Source organism: Bartonella sp. AC70YNML (genome assembly GCF_042196545.1).
Lineage (GTDB): Bacteria > Pseudomonadota > Alphaproteobacteria > Rhizobiales > Rhizobiaceae > Bartonella.
Map to the genome: position 1 here is coordinate 98,641 of NZ_JBHIQK010000003.1, position 18,049 is coordinate 116,689.

General features: G+C 37.4%; 17 protein-coding genes and 3 pseudogenes. 5 read left to right on the plus strand and 15 right to left on the minus strand.

Features of this window, described 5'->3' with window-relative positions; translation table 11 throughout:
• On the plus strand, positions 1-1,247 hold a 1,247-nt coding region (locus tag ACFIMU_RS03830), incomplete at its 5' end, for a hypothetical protein (RefSeq protein ID WP_375695194.1).
• Between the two features lie 386 nt (positions 1,248-1,633).
• On the opposite strand, the pseudogene ACFIMU_RS03835 reads toward ACFIMU_RS03830, so the two are convergent.
• From ACFIMU_RS03835 to ACFIMU_RS03895, 13 genes and pseudogenes are all read right to left on the minus strand, one after another.
• Positions 1,634-2,295 (minus strand): annotated as a pseudogene (locus ACFIMU_RS03835) (inositol monophosphatase family protein); the annotation flags it as partial.
• An 8-nt stretch (positions 2,296-2,303) separates the two neighbouring features.
• The gene (locus tag ACFIMU_RS03840) at positions 2,304-3,095 is read right to left on the minus strand and encodes an inositol monophosphatase family protein (RefSeq protein WP_375606558.1); all 792 of its coding nucleotides are present in this window, start codon (positions 3,093-3,095) and stop codon (positions 2,304-2,306) included.
• 11 nt (positions 3,096-3,106) lie between these two features.
• On the minus strand, positions 3,107-3,682 hold the full coding sequence (gene efp, locus ACFIMU_RS03845; protein ID WP_375606557.1) for an elongation factor P: 576 nt from the start codon (positions 3,680-3,682) through the stop codon (positions 3,107-3,109).
• Positions 3,683-4,143: 461 nt separating this feature from the next.
• A complete protein-coding gene (locus ACFIMU_RS03850; RefSeq protein WP_375696831.1) occupies positions 4,144-4,497 on the minus strand; it encodes a helix-turn-helix domain-containing protein in 354 nt (117 codons plus the stop codon).
• Positions 4,498-4,867: 370 nt separating this feature from the next.
• Positions 4,868-5,218, minus strand: a pseudogene (locus ACFIMU_RS03855) (helix-turn-helix domain-containing protein).
• The gene (locus ACFIMU_RS03860; RefSeq protein ID WP_375606555.1) at positions 5,179-5,361 is read right to left on the minus strand and encodes a hypothetical protein; all 183 of its coding nucleotides are present in this window, start codon (positions 5,359-5,361) and stop codon (positions 5,179-5,181) included. Before ACFIMU_RS03860 ends, ACFIMU_RS03855 begins: the two are co-directional and overlap by 40 nt.
• Positions 5,362-5,557: 196 nt before the next feature.
• Entirely contained in the window at positions 5,558-5,956 is a 399-nt protein-coding gene (locus ACFIMU_RS03865) for a hypothetical protein (RefSeq protein WP_375606554.1), read from the minus strand.
• A 627-nt stretch (positions 5,957-6,583) separates the two neighbouring features.
• Positions 6,584-6,952 (minus strand): annotated as a pseudogene (locus ACFIMU_RS03870) (helix-turn-helix domain-containing protein).
• A gap of 606 nt (positions 6,953-7,558) precedes the next feature.
• The gene (locus ACFIMU_RS03875) at positions 7,559-8,602 is read right to left on the minus strand and encodes a tetratricopeptide repeat protein (RefSeq protein ID WP_375606553.1); all 1,044 of its coding nucleotides are present in this window, start codon (positions 8,600-8,602) and stop codon (positions 7,559-7,561) included.
• Positions 8,603-9,893: 1,291 nt separating this feature from the next.
• Positions 9,894-10,292: a hypothetical protein gene (locus ACFIMU_RS03880; protein ID WP_375608416.1), complete on the minus strand. Its 399-nt coding sequence runs from the start codon at positions 10,290-10,292 to the stop codon at positions 9,894-9,896.
• 632 nt (positions 10,293-10,924) lie between these two features.
• The gene (locus ACFIMU_RS03885; protein WP_375614074.1) at positions 10,925-11,329 is read right to left on the minus strand and encodes a helix-turn-helix domain-containing protein; all 405 of its coding nucleotides are present in this window, start codon (positions 11,327-11,329) and stop codon (positions 10,925-10,927) included.
• Positions 11,330-11,670: 341 nt separating this feature from the next.
• Positions 11,671-12,072, minus strand: coding sequence for a helix-turn-helix domain-containing protein (locus ACFIMU_RS03890; protein ID WP_375615029.1), 402 nt, complete (start codon positions 12,070-12,072; stop codon positions 11,671-11,673).
• A 341-nt stretch (positions 12,073-12,413) separates the two neighbouring features.
• On the minus strand, positions 12,414-12,779 hold the full coding sequence (locus tag ACFIMU_RS03895; protein ID WP_375687674.1) for a helix-turn-helix domain-containing protein: 366 nt from the start codon (positions 12,777-12,779) through the stop codon (positions 12,414-12,416).
• 520 nt (positions 12,780-13,299) lie between these two features.
• Between ACFIMU_RS03895 and ACFIMU_RS03900 the strand changes: the two genes are divergently transcribed.
• Both ACFIMU_RS03900 and ACFIMU_RS03905 read left to right on the plus strand, forming a co-directional pair.
• Entirely contained in the window at positions 13,300-13,464 is a 165-nt protein-coding gene (locus ACFIMU_RS03900) for an antitoxin (RefSeq protein ID WP_375696850.1), read from the plus strand.
• Positions 13,442-13,750, plus strand: a complete 309-nt coding sequence (locus ACFIMU_RS03905) for a type II toxin-antitoxin system RelE/ParE family toxin (RefSeq protein WP_375687672.1) — start codon at positions 13,442-13,444, stop codon at positions 13,748-13,750. The genes ACFIMU_RS03900 and ACFIMU_RS03905 overlap by 23 nt, the downstream gene beginning before the upstream one ends.
• Positions 13,751-14,021: 271 nt before the next feature.
• On the opposite strand, the gene ACFIMU_RS03910 is transcribed toward ACFIMU_RS03905, so the two are convergent.
• Together ACFIMU_RS03910 and ACFIMU_RS03915 are read right to left on the minus strand one after the other, a co-directional pair.
• Entirely contained in the window at positions 14,022-14,762 is a 741-nt protein-coding gene (locus tag ACFIMU_RS03910) for a TIR domain-containing protein (protein ID WP_375687670.1), read from the minus strand.
• 310 nt (positions 14,763-15,072) lie between these two features.
• Positions 15,073-15,735: a thiamine phosphate synthase gene (locus ACFIMU_RS03915; protein ID WP_375687668.1), complete on the minus strand. Its 663-nt coding sequence runs from the start codon at positions 15,733-15,735 to the stop codon at positions 15,073-15,075.
• A gap of 365 nt (positions 15,736-16,100) precedes the next feature.
• Here ACFIMU_RS03915 and ACFIMU_RS03920 point away from each other — a divergent pair, with 365 nt between their 5' ends.
• Together ACFIMU_RS03920 and ACFIMU_RS03925 are read left to right on the plus strand one after the other, a co-directional pair.
• Positions 16,101-17,243: an OpgC family protein gene (locus ACFIMU_RS03920; RefSeq protein ID WP_375609418.1), complete on the plus strand. Its 1,143-nt coding sequence runs from the start codon at positions 16,101-16,103 to the stop codon at positions 17,241-17,243.
• Positions 17,244-17,424: 181 nt separating this feature from the next.
• Complete coding sequence (locus tag ACFIMU_RS03925) at positions 17,425-17,943, plus strand: DUF1465 family protein (protein WP_375606544.1); 519 nt, start codon at positions 17,425-17,427, stop codon at positions 17,941-17,943.
• Positions 17,944-18,049: the final 106 nt, after the last annotated feature.

Sequence of the window (18,049 nt, forward strand, 5' to 3'; positions counted from 1 at the left end):
AGTGTCTTCAATTGACTGAACAACTTGAGCAAAAAGAGCAAGAGTGCGTTGGATATAAAGATATTATTGCACAAGGGAAACAGAAGTGTCTTCAATTGACTGAACAACTTGAGCAAAAAGAGCAAGAGTGCGCTGAACATAAATATATTATTGTACAAGGGGAACAAAGACTTTTTGAAAAAACTCAAAAAATATCGCAGGAATGGTTGAAACAATGGGATGAGGGAGTAAGGTTATGGGAAAGAGACGCACTGGGGATAAAAAATCCTAGGGAAGATATGAAATTCAGTGGAGATCGGCTTCCATTGGTAAAGGATATTTGTGTTCGAGGGGATCACAAAGTGCGTTTCTTGTACAAGCAAGCACTTGGAAAAAAACTTACTGATGAACATTACAAAAAAATATGTAGTCTCTTGGATACCTCGTATTTTAGGAAATTTTTTTTAAAAGCAGTGCGATTAATGAGCAAGAACGGAATAACTCTGCAAAAGTTTGTAGATCCTCTTACGAACAAAAAACGGAGTCAACCTACGATGTTATTACTTCATTGGTGGTTATATGTTCTTGATGATATGATTATAGCTGAATGCAAACAGCACCAAAAGAAAAACTTTACAGGGGAGGATGAAAAGAAAAAATTTACAGATACTTTGTGGGACAACATATCTATGAGTACAGAACACAAAGAGATAGAGAAAATGCTAAACCTTTCGGAATCTTGGTCTGGTGAGTGTACTTTATTATTATATTGTAAAAAGAATGTGTTGTCGTTGTTGTGTGATATTTCCAGTGATTATAAGGCGGCAAGAGAAACTTTCATTTACTATAAGAAGCTTATTAAAACAGTGAAAAAGGGCTATGTTGCTTTTGATAATGGTTGCCATTCTGTCACAGTTAGAGATGTAATCAATACTTGTAAAGAGAATGACACAAATAGAGCAAAAAATCTTTCCATTTTTGAAGGGAATCCAACATTTGAAGAAGCTTACAAATTAGGCGTTAAAGAGTGGATGAAATCATCAAATGAGACATGCGATAACCGGTTGATCTTTTGGGAGAAGCTTGTTGAGGAAAAAAAGTTAAAAGAAAAATTAAAAATTATCTTTGGAGATGAGAAGGTAAAGGCGCTGAAAGAGGCTGTTGAAAAAGATAAAGAGCAGCTTGCAAGTGAAATGCAGAAAGCAATTTTGGAAAACAAAGATTCTCATTATTATAAATGTCGTCAGCAGTTGATAAACTATTTGTAAAACGGTTGAATAAGGGGGGATAAATCAGTGGTTTTTCTGAAATCTCTGCTATTATGCAGTGGTGGAAAAGAGTGAAAACTCTTAAGCATATGCGGCAGCTTTTATGAGAGAGGAAAGATTTTTAGATCAATGGATGGCGCACTGTAAAGAGCATATATTGAGGAGGAAATGGACTGTGTTTTTTCCTCAGGTGCGATAATTGCTTTTGTGGGGGCTTATAGCAAGTACATTTTTTGTTCGTGGTGATGTTTTTTGTCACTATCTCATTCGCGAGTTTCTATCGTTTTCTGTAAGAAAATTAAAAACTCTCTCTTCATGTGGTTTTTTAAGATTCTAAGGGTTTTGTAAAAAAACTGTAAGAATTAAATGCCTTTTTTGAGGGTTTTTTATAGTTTAATGCGAATGTGTTTATTGCCGGCAATGATATTTTTTTTGCGAAATATATCGCTACCGCCTTCTTTATCGGTGACAAAACCACCGGTTTTGCGAACCATCAATATTCCTGCAGCCATATCCCAAATTTGCAAGTTATCTTCCCAAAAGCCATCGGTTCTGCCAGAAGCAACATAAGCTAAATCAAGAGCAGCAGCACCAAAACGGCGCAATCCAGCAACTTCCATCATCACATTACGTAATTCAATAAGATAGGTTCCATGATTTGGTCGACCAAAATGAGGCATGCCTGTGGCAATGACACAACCTTCTAGTCTGCGTCGAGCAGAAACGCGACAGCGCCGGTCGTTAAAAAAAGCACCACACCCACGTTCTGCGGTGAAGAGTTCATCACTCACGGGATTGTAAATGACACCAGCAACGATTTTTCCTTGGCTTTCTAAAGCAATGGAAACAGCAAAAAAAGGAATGCCATGGAGAAAATTTGTAGTACCATCTAAAGGATCAACAATAAAACGATGTTGTGAATCTTCTCCAATGATTTCCTCAGACTCTTCCATCAGAAAACCAAATTTGGGGTGTGCTTTGCTTCATTCATTGATAATATTGTTTCCGCTTTGCGATCTGCTTGGCTGAGGTAATCTGTTGGATTTTTTTTAAGGCTTAAATGCCTTTTTTGAGAACTCTTTCTAATTTTAGGCGAATGTGTTCATTGCCGGCGATAATATTTTTTTTACGGAATATATTGTTGCCGCCTTCTTTATCAGTGACAAAACCACCGGCTTCACGAACCATCAGTATTCCAGCAGCCATATCCCAAATTTGCAGGTTATCTTCCCAAAAGCCATCGGTTCGGCCAGAAGCAACATAAGCTAAATCAAGAGAAGCAGCACCAAAACGGCGCAATCCAGCAACTTCCATCATCACATTACGTAATTCAATAAGATAGGTTCCATGACCTGGTCGACCAAAATGAGGCATACCTGTGGCAATGACACAATCTTCTAGTCTGCGTCGAGCAGAAACGCGACAGCGCCGGTCGTTAAAAAAAGCACCACACCCACGTTCTGCGGTGAAGAGTTCATCACTCACGGGATTGTAAATGACACCAGCAACGATTTTTCCTTGGCTTTCTAAAGCAATGGAAACAGCAAAAAAAGGAATGCCATGGAGAAAATTTGTAGTACCATCTAAAGGATCAACAATAAAACGATGTTGTGAATCTTCGCCAATGATTTCCTCAGACTCTTCCATCAGAAAACCAAATTTGGGGCGTGCTTTGCTTAGTTCATTGAAAATAATTTTTTCCGCTTTGCGATCTGCTTGGCTGACATAATCTGCAGGTCCTTTCAAAGACACTTGCAAATTTTGCACTTCACCGTAATCACGTACCAACGAGCGTCCTGCTTTCATTGCAGCTTGCACCATGACATTCATGACTGCAGAATGGGCCATTGTTTATTCCTTTATTTATCTTTTTCATTTGCACGACGCAAATAAATCAACTCATTGGTGTCTACAATGATACGTTCACCAGCATTCATAAAGGGAGGAACAAGAATCCGAATCCCATTTTCAAGAATAGCGGGTTTATAAGAAGCTGTAACTGTTTGTCCTTTAAGTGCAGGATCGGCTTCAGCAATCGTGACAGCAACCTGATCAGGAAGTGAGATGCCGATAGGCTTTTCTTGATAAAGTTCAACTGTGACAGTCATCCCATCTTGGAGAAAAGCGGCACGTTCACCAACAAAATCCTTTTGGAGTTCAAGTTGTTCATAAGATTCTGAATCCATAAAGACCAAAGCATCCCCTTGTTGATAAAGAAAGGTGAAATCTTTTTGTTCAAGGCGCACGCGTTCAACTGTCTCAGCAGCACGAAATCGTTCATTAAGTTTTGTACCATCAATCAAATTTTTCATTTCAACTTGGTTAAATGCACCACCTTTTCCTGGTTTTACAGCGTTACATTTAACAGCAACCCATAAGCTCCCTTGATGTTCGATCACATTACCAGGACGAATTTCATTGCCATTAATTTTCATCGTTTCTATCCAATTCTATTCTTGCAAAAAGAACTCTCTTGTTGTCTTTATGGCACTTTTCTTTGCTGCCTTTAACAGTCAAGCTCTTTTTTTATTTTCGGGTTTACCCCCCCTTGTTAGCCTTGCGGCTCTCTCCATAATCCTTGTATGCTCTTCATTGTCTTTGCTTATGGGCGTTGCAGAAAAAAGTACAAAAGGACCTTTATGTATTTTTGCTTTTCAGTTCTTTGCAAGACCATAAAAAGTGCTCAGACGCAAGCTTTTTAAAAATTTACACAAACATTTTTTGGGATTTTGGGAAAATTTATCCCGTTTTATTGTAAAATATCATCATTGATGGCAATAATATAAGTTCCGTAAACATGAGGTATTTTTAATTGAGAGCATGTGAATACGGAGTTTATTATAGTGCCTCATGGGATAGAGCGTGGTGTGCGCTATCGTGTGATGTAGCTTGCATTTTAATCAGAGATCAGCTGTAAAATGGCTCTTTGTTTTATCGAGGTTAGGACTCTAAATTTTTTGAGCAGCAGATATTCCTCTGTACTTGATATAACTTCATCATAAGGGTACGGAGGCTGTTGTTCTGTTAAGATATCCGCATAGAAAAAGGAAACTGGAACATTGAGAATATCGGCAATTTCTTTTAAACGCCCTGCGCTGACACGATTTAAGCCGTTTTCATATTTCTGGATTTGTTGGAAGGTGACACCTAAATGTTGACCTAATGTTTTTTGAGATATCTTCAACATTTTTCGTTTCAAACGAATCTTTTTGCCAATGAAAATGTCAATATTAAGATTTTTGGCTTGCATTTTAAAGCCCCCTCCGAGTGCGAGCGCCCTCGCATGAGTATTCCGGGAGTCTAAAAACACTGAACTCAAATCAGCATTTTGCTTTTAGTGCTGAAAGCACTTGGACATAGCAAAATCTCCCGGAATTCCGGGATACCCGCAAAGCGGGGTCAATTCATGTTTGAGTTTTCGGGTTTTTAGATCCCTATTGGTCGTTGCGTATGCGACCAAAACACTTTTCAAGTCATAAAGTAATTTCGGGGGATTAGCAATAAAAATAGTTTTTTAATAAGAGTCGGCGTGTTTTTCGTCCAAGCAAAAAATGCCTAGGGGGGGCTGTTTTGTAAAATACGCATGAATGCTTATGAACAGAATGCATTATCACATAATGTTAGCGTATCTGCTCATCAGAGAGCAGCTGTAAAATGGCTCTTTGTTTTATCGAGGTTAGAACTCTAAATCTTTTGAGCAGCAGGTATTCTTTTGTACTTGATGCGATTTCATCATGAGAGTACGGGGGCAGTTGTTTTGTTAAGATATCAGCATAGAAAAAGAGAAGTGGAACATTTGAGATAGCGGCAATTTATTTTAAACGCCCTATGCTGACACGATTTAATCCGTTTTCATATTTCTGGATTTGTTGGAAAGTGGCACCTAAATGTTGACCTAATGTTTTTTGAGACATTTTAAGCATTTTTCGTCTCAAACGAATTTTTTTGCCAATGAATTTGCCACTGAAAATGTCGTTATAAGGATTTTTACCAAGACCCTAGAAAATGCTACACGGGATATAGAAAACTCTTCAGCTGCTTCAATCACAGATAGTCCAAGTTTTGCATTTACATCTTCGCGTAACAATTCGCTAGGGTGTGGGGCATTTTTCATTATTTTTAGTATTCTTCTTTTCTTAAATCTTAAAGCTATAATTTACACTATTTTGTATTGTCACAATCTATAATAAAATTTATCCACTCTGGCTAGAATGAGGGTTTTTATTGAGATGCAAATCTCTTTGCCTTTCGCAAGAGCTTTTAAGTCTTTACGTGTAAAATATAGAGAATGTTTACATTAAATAGCGGGTTCATTTGGGCTGAGTACTTATATGAGCACGTAGTTCTCCGTTCACACTATACTGAAAAAGAGACACTATAGTGCTACTATTTAATTTTACTCTATACCTCAAATTCACACCCATGTTTTGTTGCTTTTGAGGTTGATCTGTATAGATCACATTATATCCATTCCGTCGCAACAGATTGATAAATAAAGGAGTAAAGTTGTCTGCTGTATTATTTTTCTTTATAAGAAATGTGGTTGTAGCTGGTGGTAGAGGTCTCTTGATATAGCTAATAAATTTGTTAGCAACTAATTGTGCCTGACGCTTTGTAAGACTTTGATCAACATAATTTGATGAATAATTGCCTACAGATGCGCAACCAGCCACCAACACAACCGGTGACAGCAATAAATATTTTAACATCTTTAATTCCCCTTACTTATTGTTGCTCTTTATTTGCGAAGCTCCTCTTCCAGAAATAAGAGCAACTTTACTTATAGCCATTAACAACATATCGGTATCTAATCAATAGGTTAATTAATCAATGAATAGTGGTTTCAGCTGTAAAGGCTGCTTGAAGTGCTTCTGGTGGCGTATATTTTAATAAACTGCTGCTTTTAGTGATTATGATAAAAAAGCAATTTTTTGCGTTTGCATGTTAAGATCATGTCCTCTATCTATAAAATGATGCGTTAGGTTCTGTTTCAGATCGACCAAAAAAATTTTCAAGCATTGCTTTTTGAGGGCTATCTTTTTTTTAATACGTATGAATGCTTATTCTGTTTTCTGTAAAATACTATCGTTTGAGGTGTGGTGTTTGTAAGGCATCAAATTTTGTACATGTGATGTTTTTATGAGAGTATGTGGTGAATATTTGAGGGAGAGCTTGTCCGGATAATCTTGTGAAATGAACCACATAAAATGGGAAGCTAAAAGAGTTCTGTTCTGAGAAGACGGATTGTTTCCCAACTGGATAGGGAAGGGGCTTCTGTCCTTTGAGGGGTGGGAGGCAAGTTAAGAACAGAGAGTGTAGCGCCCTATATTATGATGTTAAAAGCTTTCATTTTGATCAGAGAGTAATTGTAAAATGGCTCTTTGTTTTATCGAGGTTAGGACTCTAAATTTTTTGAGCAGCAGGTATTCTTTTGTACTTGATGCGATTTCATCATGAGAGTACGGGGGCAGTTGTTTTGTTAAGATATCAGCATAGAAAAAGAGAAGTGGAACATTTGAGATAGCGGCAATTTATTTTAAACGCCCTGCGCTGACACGATTTAAGCCGTTTTCATATTTCTGGATTTGTTGGAAGGTGACACCTAAATGTTGACCTAATGTTTTTTGAGACATTTTCAACATTTTTCGTTTCAAACGAATTTTTTTGCCAATGAAAATGTCATTATCAAGATTTTTGGCTCGCATTTTAAAGCCCCCTCCGAGTGCGAGCGCCCTCGCATAAGTATTCCGGGAGCTTGAAAATACTGAATCCGAATCAGCCTTTTTGCTTTTAGTGCTGAAAGCACTTGGACATAGCAAAAACTCCGGGAATTCCGGGATACCCAAAAAGTGGGTTCATTTTTATGTATCGGACCTTAGGGTTTTTAATCCCCGTTGATCGTTGCGTATGCGACCAAAAATACCTTTTAATATGTAAAGTAATTTCGGGGGCTTGGCAATAAAAAATAGTTTTTTAATAAGAGTCGGCGTGTTTTTCATCCAAGCAAAAAAATAAAAAATAGAGCTTTCGGAATTTTCGGGATAGCCTAGCTCTTTTGCTTATTGGATATTGTTTGCTTAAGCAAATGTTACCAGTGCGTTTTCTTTACCAATGAAAATGTCGTTATCAGGATTTTTGGCTCGCATTTTAAAGCCTCCTCCGAGTGCGAGCACCCTCGCATGAGTATTCTGGGAGTCTAAAAACACTGAACTCAAATCAGCATTTTGCTTTTAGTGCTGAGAGCACCTAGACAGTGCAAAAACTCCCGGAATTTCTATAAATTTTGTCTTTTTGCAGCAGAGAGGAGTATTTTAAAAAACAGGAAGGAGCTTTATTGCTTCTTTGTGCGCTTTTTCTAGTTGTGTTTTGTCCATGCCTTGGAGCATTATTTCAAGATCAGGGGCTTGCATTTTTGCTTCCTTTGCGAGCATATACCATGCTGCTGCCATGATTATATCGCCTTTTGTTCCTGTGCCATCTCGATAAAGTCTTGCAAGGGAAATTTGTGCTGGCGCAATCATGTTGACGGCATTTCTTTGAAGTAAATGAAAAGCGCGGTGAAAATCTGTTTCTCCTCCACGTCCCTGTACAAGCCATTGCGCTAAAAGAAGTTGAGCTTCTAAGTGGTTGTTTTGAGCCGCTACCTCCATGAGCTTACGGGCATTATGATCATCCTTTGGTCGATTTAATGTGCCTAAAGACAGAATTTTGGCAGCAGAAACAGCAGCTTCAGCATCCCCAAGAGCAGCACCTTTTAAGTACCATTTTAAGGCTTGCTCGATTGCTTCATTTTCACGACTTTGGGAAGAAACACCAGGGAGAGCTTGTTTTTCACGTGAGGCTTTATAAAGAAGCAGTTGTCCATAATAAAAATAGGCTTCCTTGACGCCTGCATTGACAGCTTTTCGAATAAACTGTTCACCAAGATCTTGATTTTGTTTCATAAAATGACCATCAAACAACATAAGCCCATAGCGTAATTGTGCTTGAGGTTCCCCCTGTTTTGCTGCACGCTCAAACCATAAAGCAGCACGCGCACCGTCAACAGGAACAGCGCATCCTTCCATATAAATTCGGGCAAGAAGAGTTTGTGCAAAAGGATCATTTTTTTCAGCACGTCGGAGTGCTTCACGAAAAGCTTTTAAATAATAACCTTGGATGTAATAGTCATAGGCTTGGTCATAATCTCCAGCTTTTAAAGGCTGAAAAGGTTTTTGTGTGTTTGACGCATCTTGAACCGTATTGAAAGAACGTTCAAAACTTGAGAATTCTTCAGTATTTCCAGAAGAATTTACAACAGAATTTGCAAGCCCAATCATTCCTAAGATAAGCAGCTTAACGCTTCTCTTGATCATGGTGTTTTCTCCTCATTACCGAACAGAATTTTCACATTTTTCTTTCATCATATCAAGTATGAGCAAAGAATTATCTTGCGTAAAAATACTTATCTTCAAGGACATAAATTTATATTGCGGTTTTCTCTCCCGCATTAAAGTTGTAAAAGGCTGAAAAATCGCTCCCCATTTGAACAACAGCAAAAATTTCCATAGATCTCTGTCCACCACCTTGCTCATTGGAGATTACGAGGGTGAGAGTGTGGCTTTTTATCAGCTTTGCTACAATGACTTATTAAGTGAGAGGTTGTATATCATGTTTTTGCGTAAAACACTGTTGTTTAGGACAGTGATATAAGGCGTAGTAAATTTACTATATCAAGTGTTTTGGGTGAGTGTGATAAATCTTCAAGGTAGCTTATCCATAAAACCCTATGAAGTGAACCGCATGAGGGATCAAGCAGTGAAAACTAGTCCTAAGAGACGCTGAACTTTTTACAGATCGGCAACTGTAGGAGCTTTTTTCCTTTGAGGAGTGAAAGGCAAGTATGTGCATACCATTGTTTATGAGAAAAACGACGATTTAGCATCCATTTTAAAAGTTTAAAAGCCCAATGGCTTTTTCAAATTTAACGGAGGATATTTTTAAAGTGCTCCAATAACAGCCATAATTTTCTTTACACAAGCGCAAAGCATTGCAATAGCTGTTGTAAACTCTGTTCGTTCATCATAGTACCATAACAATTAGCAATGAAAACCACAAAACCTCCGAATTGTGGTATGCTAGAATTATGGTACACTAAATGAGAAGCAAAAAACGTTAAAAATATCCTATTTCTACAAAATTTCTTTTGAATAAACCACCGTGGATAAATTACATTGGAAACTATCCATTTTTTATTACTATGATATTTTAAAAGGTTCTTCTATTAGTGCAGTTGGACAGTGTTTTTTGCCATTGTCTTTCCTTTTATTTTTAAAAAACTCATTTTTTGCAAACAGCGGACTATTCAACTGCTTGAATCACTAAATAAACTAAGTTTTGCATTTACATCTTCGCACAATAATTCACTAGAGTGTGGAGGATTTTTCATTATTTTTTAATACTCTTCTTTCCCTTATACTTAAACCTAAAGTCATAACTTATTTTCTCGTACGTATTGTTTCTCATATCGTGATGAAATACAGAAAAATTTGTTCACTCTGGCTAAAAAACAAGAGTTTTTATTGAGGTGCAAACCTCTTTTCTTTAACAAGAGCTTTTAAGTCTTTACGTGTAAAATATAGAGAATGTTTACATAAAATAGCGGGTTCATTTGGGCTGAGTAATTATATGAGCACGTAGTTCTCCGTTCACGTTATACTGAAAAAGAGACACTATAGTGCTACTATTTAATCTTATTCTATACCTCAAATTCACACCCATGTTTTGTTGCTTTTGAGGTTGATCTGTATAGATCACATTATATCCATTTTGTCGCAACAGATTGATAAATACAGGAGTAAAGTTGTCTGCTGTATTATTTTTCTTTATAAGAAGTGTGGTTGTAGCTGGTGGTAGAGGTCTCTTGATATCGCTAATAAATTTGTTAGCGACTAATTGTGCCTGACGCTTTGTAAGACTTTGATCAACATAATTTGATGAATAACTCCCTACAGATGCGCAACCAGCCACCAACACAACTGGTGACAACAATAAATATTTTAACATCTTTAATTCCCCTTACTTATTGTTGCTCTTTTTTGCAAAGCTCTTACATTGAAATAACAGCAATTCTGTCCATAACTTTATTAACAACATATCGGTTTTCACTCAAGCGGTAATTCATCAATAAATAATGGTTCCAGCCTTAACTTAAGGCTTCTTGTAGTGCCTCTTGCAGCGCCTATTTTAAATAAACTTTTACTTTTAGTGATTGCGATAAAAAGGCGATCTTTTGCACCTACATGTTAAGATTACATCCTTCATCATCCTTATAAAATGATGCGTATACTGCTCCAGATCAACCAAATAAATTTTCAAGCATTGCTTTTTGAGGGGCGCTTTTTGAAAAATACGCATGAGTGCTTATCCTGTTGTACTGTAAAATGCTATTGTTTGAGGTGTGGTGCTGTAAGGTGTAAAATTTACCATATAGTGTTTTTATAAGAGTATGTGGTAAATCTTCAAAAGAGGGCTTGTCCATACAATCTTGTGAAACGAACCATATGAAATGGGAAGCTAAGAAGAAGCAGTTCTTGAGAAACAGGATTGTTTACCAACCGGATAGGAAAGGGATTTTCGTCCTTTGAAGTGTGGAAAGAAAGCCAAGAACAGAGAGTATAGTGCTCTGTATCATGATGTTAAAAGTTCTCATTCCGATCAGCGAGTAACTGTAAAATGGCTTTCTGTTTTATCGAGGTTAGAACTCTAAATCTTTTGAGTAGCAGATATTCTTCTGTGCTTGATGCGATTTCATCATGAAGGTATGGGGGCTGTTGTTTTGTTAAGATATCCGCATAAAAAAAGGCAATGGGAACATCCAAGATATCAGAAATTTTCTTTAGGCGCCCTGCGCTGACACGATTTAAGCCGTTTTCATATTTCTGGATTTGTTGGAAAGTAACACCTAAGTGCTGACCTAATGTTTTTTGAGACATCTTCAACATTTTTCGTCTCAAACGAATTTTTTTGCCAATGAAAATGTCGTTATCAAGATCTCTGGTTTGCATTTTAAAGCCCCCCGCCGGTCGCGAGCGCCCTCGCATGAGTATTCCGGGAGCTTGAAAGTACTGAAATCTAATCAGCTTTTTTTGCTTTTAGTGCTTAAAACACCTGGACATAGCAAAAACTCCCGGAATTCCGGGATACCCACAAAGTGGGGTAAATTCATGTTTAGATTTTCGGGCTTTCAAGACCCTCTTGGTCGTTGCGTATGCGACCAAAACATCTTTTAATTCATAAAGTAATTTCAGGAAATTTACAATAAAAATTAAAATAGTGTCTCTTAACGTGTCGTTTCTTAAAACAGAGAGGTGGCATATTTTGCCTTCAAGCAATAAAGTATTCACAAAGGGGGATTATGAATAGCGCATGCTATCGCGTGATATTAGCTTGCATTCTCATCAGAGATCAGCTGTAAAAAAGCTTTCTTTTTTACCGTTGGTAAAACTCTAAATCTTTTGAGTAGCAGATATTCTTCTGTGCTTGATGCGATTTCATCATGAAGATATGGGGGCTGTTGTTTTGTGATGATATCCGCATAAAAAAAGGCAATGGGAACATCCAAGATATCAGAAATTCTCTTTAATCGTCCTGCACTGACACGATTTAAGCCGTTTTCATATTTCTGGATTTGTTGGAAAGTGACACCTAAGTGCTGACCTAATGTTTTTTGAGACATCTTCAACATTTTTCGTCTCAAACGAATTTTTTTGCCAATGAAAATGTCGTTATCAAGATCTCTGGTTTGCATTTTAAAGCCCCCCGCCGGTCGCGAGCGCCCTCGCATGAGTATTCCGGGAGCTTGAAAGTACTGAAATCTAATCAGCTTTTTTTGCTTTTAGTGCTTAAAACACCTGGACATAGCAAAAACTCCCGGAATTCCGGGATACCCACAAAGTGGGGTAAATTCATGTTTAGATTTTCGGGCTTTCAAGACCCTCTTGGTCGTTGCGTATGCGACCAAAACATCTTTTAATTCATAAAGTAATTTCAGGAAATTTACAATAAAAATTAAAATAGTGTCTCTTAACGTGTCGTTTCTTAAAACAGAGAGGTGGCATATTTTGCCTTCAAGCAATAAAGTATTCACAAAGGGGGATTATGAATAGCGCATGCTATCGCGTGATATTAGCTTGCATTCTCATCAGAGATCAGCTGTAAAAAGGCTTTCTTTTTTACCGTTGGTAAAACTCTAAATCTTTTGAGCAGCAGGTATTCCTCTGTGCTTGATGCGATTTCATCATGAAGGTATGGGGGCTGTTGTTTTGTGATGATATCCGCATAGAAAAAGGAAACTGGAACATCCAAGATATCAGAAATTTCCATTAAACGCCCTGCGCTGACACGATTTAAGCCGTTTTCATATTTTTGAATTTGTTGGAAAGTGACACCTAAAGCGTGTCCTAAAGTTGTTTGAGACATTTTTAGCATTTTTCGTCTCAAACGAATTTTTTTGCCAATAAAAAGATCAATATTAAGATTTTGAGATTGCATTTTTCCCCGCCGGTTGCGAGCGCCCTCGCATGAGTATTCCGGGAGTCTGAAAACACTGAATCCGAGTCAGCATTTTGCTTTTAGTGCTTAAAGCACCTGGACATAGCAAAATCTCCCGGAATTCCGGGATACCCACAGGAGTGGGTTTATTTTTACGCTCGGATCTAGGGTTTTCAGTTCCCTTTTGGTCGTTGCGTATGCGACCAAAACATCTTTTAATTCATAAAGTAATTTCAGGAAATTTACAATAAAAATAGTTTTTTACTTACAAAATTTGTTTTTTTATGAGAGGCTATCTGCCTCTTAAACCTTTCTGGAATGATTGTCAAAATCATGACATTAGCCCCCGTGTTTTTTGAGAGGGTTAAAAAGCCTTAAGTTTTAAGATCAAAAGAACTTTGGACGCTTAAAAGTTAAACATTTTCAATTCGCTAGTATTGACAACATAGCCAAGAGTAATCATCTTCAATATTCAGGAATAGAAAGGACATATGTTATAAAGATCATCCTTTCTCCGCTAATTTCAGAGTTCGAAACCGTTGAACAGGAAAGCAGCTACACTGCATGGCTGCGCGATAAGGTAGCGAGCAGTCTTGCAAATCCATATCCTCCTATTCCGCATGATGAGGTTATGGCTGAAATGGAAGTTATAATCAGTCAGCTTGAAGCTGAACAGGACAAGTGATGCTTCCGGTTGTTTGGTTGTCTTCGGCGCGCGACGATTTGCGTCAGTTTTTACTTATATTGCTCGCGAAAATCCATCTGCTGCGCGCCGAATGAAAAGGTTTTTGGAAGCATCCGTACTGCCATTGGCTGAACATCCATATTTATACAGACAGAGTGAGAAGGTATTAGGATTACGAGAAATTGTAGCACATCCAAATTACCTTATATTGTATCGAGTAGCTGCAAATCAAATCGAAATTGTAACTGTAGTACATGCCCGACGTGAATTTCCTATTTTTCTTTAATCGAATGAGAGGCTGCCTCTTAAACTTTGCAAGTCCATCAAAATTATGACAACAGCCCCGCGTTTATCAAAGAGACTAAAATGATTTCTTCTACGGTAGTGAATTCACACGCGGTCTCTTCATTTAAATTTACACAATTGCTTGCTGTTTGAAAAAGGGTGAGGGTAATCGTTTCTTTGAGCCTATAGGATGGGTGTGTCTGTGGAATGTGGTGGGGTGCTACGTGTTTTTGGGCGTGCACTTAAAAAATAAACATAAGCATTATTCAAATTTAATTTAATGCATGAGTAATTGCATTTGTATTAAAAGAGAAATCAGCTTCTTCTAAGCGCTTAATAAGTTTGGGGAATGTTTCGTTTACCTGTTCTTTAAAAGAAAGGTAGTAAACTCCACCAACATCTGAAAGCATTTCAATGCCTTCTTTTTGTAGAATAGCAATCCTCTCAAGAGGAAGTGCGGCAGCTAACATGCCCATTTCGAAAATAACATTTTGTCGCGCACGGGGTTGAATTTTTTTTTCACCTTGAGATATAGCATAACCCATGTCATCATGCGTGAGGAGTACAATACCAAAACTTATAGAACTGTCACAAATTTCTTTTTTCAAAGTTTGAATGATGGTTACACCATTACCACTCGTATTTTGTAAAATGTATGGCTCCAAACCAAGCTTGAGAAGAGCATTTTCAAGGTCCTTTAAGGAATAACGATCATGACCGTGAACGATAAAGATTTTTTTACTTGAGGTATTGGAAGCAGTTTTTGAGGAAGGAATCGTTGATGTTTCTTCTAGATGCTTTGCTAAATCTTCTATTAACTTTTGTTTTATGTTTTCTTTGCCTTGAACGTTGATTTTTCCTGTGCTTTTAAACCAATTAGTAGTGCCTCCTTCGTAGGTTTTGATCTGATATCCTTCAGGGGATGGATGTGATAGAGGTTTAGTTTCTATGATTTGATATCCAGCTTTGCGAATTATGTTTTTAAGATCTTCAAGTGTTCCGCTATATCGCATTGTTATGTCCCCTGCATATTTGTATCGTCAGCTATTGGTATTCAGTACCAATATTGAAAATGACCATTTTCCCCAATCATAATGCTTTGTCTTTATAACATTTTGAACTAGAAAGTTTTTATGATCCTTTTCTCTATATATTATGTCAAAAAAGATGCTAGCTTTTTCATCTCATTTGATTGAATTATTAAGCAGTTTTATTGAGTTTCGAGGTATCTTCTTTATCTGTTATTGTGTGTTCTATATAAGTAATATAGTGGTGAGTGTTCTGATTTGTATTAACGCTTTATTTATAAATTCTCCTCCTATATTACAAGGGGGTTTTCTCACATTTTTCTTGCATTGTTTTAAGCAGTATTAAGGGGTTGTCGTTCCCAAAAATGACTTCTTCTACAGCAATGAATTCACATCCAGTCTTTAAGGCTTCATCAAAGGTTGAAAAATCACTCCCCGCTTGCACAACAGCAGGGATTTCCATAATCTCTGCCCACCATGTTGCTAACTGGAGATTGCGGGGGTGAGCGTGCGGCTTTTTATCAGCCCCTAATTTGCCAAAGAACAGGTAATCGACCCCTGCTTCGCCGGCAATCATAGCACTATGGCGATTGCGTAGATTGCCAAAACCGATGATTTTTTGTTCCCTTTTCTGATTTTCAAAGTATTCGAGCGCCTTAACATCTCCCTCTATATGCAATCCATCAGCCTTTATGCGCCCAGCAATGCGGCTGTCATCAGCGATGAGAAGGGCTGCGTCATGATGTTGAATATCTTCTGCGTAAATTTGCGCTTGTTGTTGTAAAAAAGAGCTATCATCTTTCAACTTTTCAGAATCATAAAGGATGACGCATGCAAAAGACTTTGTTTGTAAAATTTGCTGCAAAAATGTTTGTGGGGTGTTGCGCCGAACATCAAGTGTTAAAATCAACTGAGGGAAAAGAGGTGGATCAATTGGTTTATTTTTTTGTTGTGTCATGTCAAATCCCTGTTTCTTAGAAAAAATAACGCTTAAAAATTAAAGTTTCATTCTATTATGCTTATTTGCGATGAAAGTGACCACCATTTTCACGTAATTTAAAGGATTTGTGGGTGTGTGGAAGCCTGCTTATGAGAAATGAGAGTGTTTTTAAGCATAATATGTTGCCTTTTTGCTGTGATACACACATAGATGTTTTTCGTTCTTTTGCCTTTAAAAAACTTTTGCCTTTTAAAAAATAAACGCTTAAAATGAAACTTGACACTTAAAAATTAAAATTTCATCCTGTTCATGCTTGTTGGCAATAAGGGTAAGCACCATTTTTATGGGACTTCAAGGGGTTTGCAACGTGTGGGAGTCCACTGATGAAATACCAAGGTGTTCTTGAGTATAATACACAATCTTCTCATCGAGATACACGTATTGATGTTTTTCGTTCTTTAGCCTTATTGACGATTTTCATTAACCATATTCCCGGAACGATTTATGAGTCTTTTACTCATAGAAATTTCGGTTTTTCTGATTGTGCAGAAATATTTGTTTTGCTTTCAGGGGTTTCTCTGGGGTTAAGCTTTCATGCGCGGTTACAGCAAAAATCCTTTGCTTTTATTATCCGAAAACTTTGGTACAGAGCTCTGCAGCTCTATGGTGCATATCTTTTTACGACTTTTGTAACTTTAAGCCTTTTTTTAGGGGCATTTTTCTTATGGCGAACAGAAAAACTTTTATCAATGAACAATGTAGGACTCTTTTTTAAAGAGCCTGTTATCGCATTTTTAAGTACCTTAAGCTTTGGGCACCAGTTGGGATATAATAATATTCTTCCTCTTTATATCGTTTTGATGTTTTTTGCGCCTTTTATCCTTTATTTGAGTTGTAAACAGACAAAATGGCTGCTTTTGGGCTCCTTTACACTGTATCTTATCTGCGGATTTTATAAAATTGCTCCTCCTTCTTATCCTTTAGAGGGAAAGTGGTTTTTAAATCCTTTGTCTTGGCAATTCTTATTTGTCATAGGATTGACCAGTACTTTAGCGCTTAAACAAGGAAAAAAAATCGCGTTTCAGTCTTTTTGGATTGTTTGTGCGGCAGCGTATCTCTTGTTGGCGCTGTTATGGGTTCGCTTAAACTGGTGGGGCATTTTGGGCTGGCTTGGCTGGTCTTCCCCGTTGATGAACTTTAATAAAACCTTTTTAAGCTTGCCACGTTTACTTCATGTTCTTGCATTAACCTTTCTCATTTTTTCTTTGCCACATGTCAATAAATGGTTTTATGTCTCTCCAAAACATCCTTTAGCAATTTTAGGAAAACATAGTTTACCGGTCTTTGTAACGGGAACCATTTTTGCGATGTTTGGACAAATTGTAAAAACAGTGATGACAGAAACGGTTTTTTCCGATACCTTCTTAATAATAACGGGTATTGCTTTGCAATTTGGAGTCGCTTATTATTGTGAAAAACGGCAATCTTGGCAGTGGTCCTTTTCAAGGAAAATGATCCGTTTATAAAAAACATTCCTATAGTGTTTGTTTGGCGCGTTAACCTTAGTATAAAAAGCGCGTTGCGCAAAAGATTTAAAAGAGGTAGCAATTTTAAAAAAAAAGCATTCTATACAGCAATAAAAGAAACTTTTTAATCCTCTGTTCGTTAAGGGGTATGATTTTGTGCTGATACTTGGAGTATAAAAGCGTGAGCGTACATAAACGTCCATATGATGAACCTATTATCATGATTGAGCATAATGCTTTTGAAAATGCTTTTAATCGTCTCTATGAAGAAACAATGGCGCTGATTGAAAAAACTGCAGCATACATTGACTCAGAAGGGAAATTAGTGGCACGTTCCCTTTCAACAGAAGTTTCTGCAATCTATGCGAAAGAGGCTATGTATTTAAGTACACGACTTATGCAAATCGCTTCTCAACTCCTTCTTCTTCGAGCAGAGCGCGAAGGGGAAATGTCATCAGAACAAATAAAAAAGGAAATTGTAAAAGTATCTCTTCATACACCGACATTGGAACTTGAAACCCATCATTGGCATGAATTGCCAGAAACTTTTCGCCAATTTGTTTCTCATTCATTGCGTTTAGAAGCGCGCATAACCTATTTGCGTGCTGGGTGGGAAACTGCGGCCTCCTGTACCTTAGAAGATGATAATCCAGTAGGAAAACAAATCGAATTGCTCAAAACAGCCTTTGGGCGTTCTTAGAGGTACTCCCCTTGTTTTGCGCGAAGGGAAAATATCATCAGAACAAATAAAAAAGGAAATTGTAAAAGTGTCACTTCATACACCGACATTGGAATTTTTCCCTTTT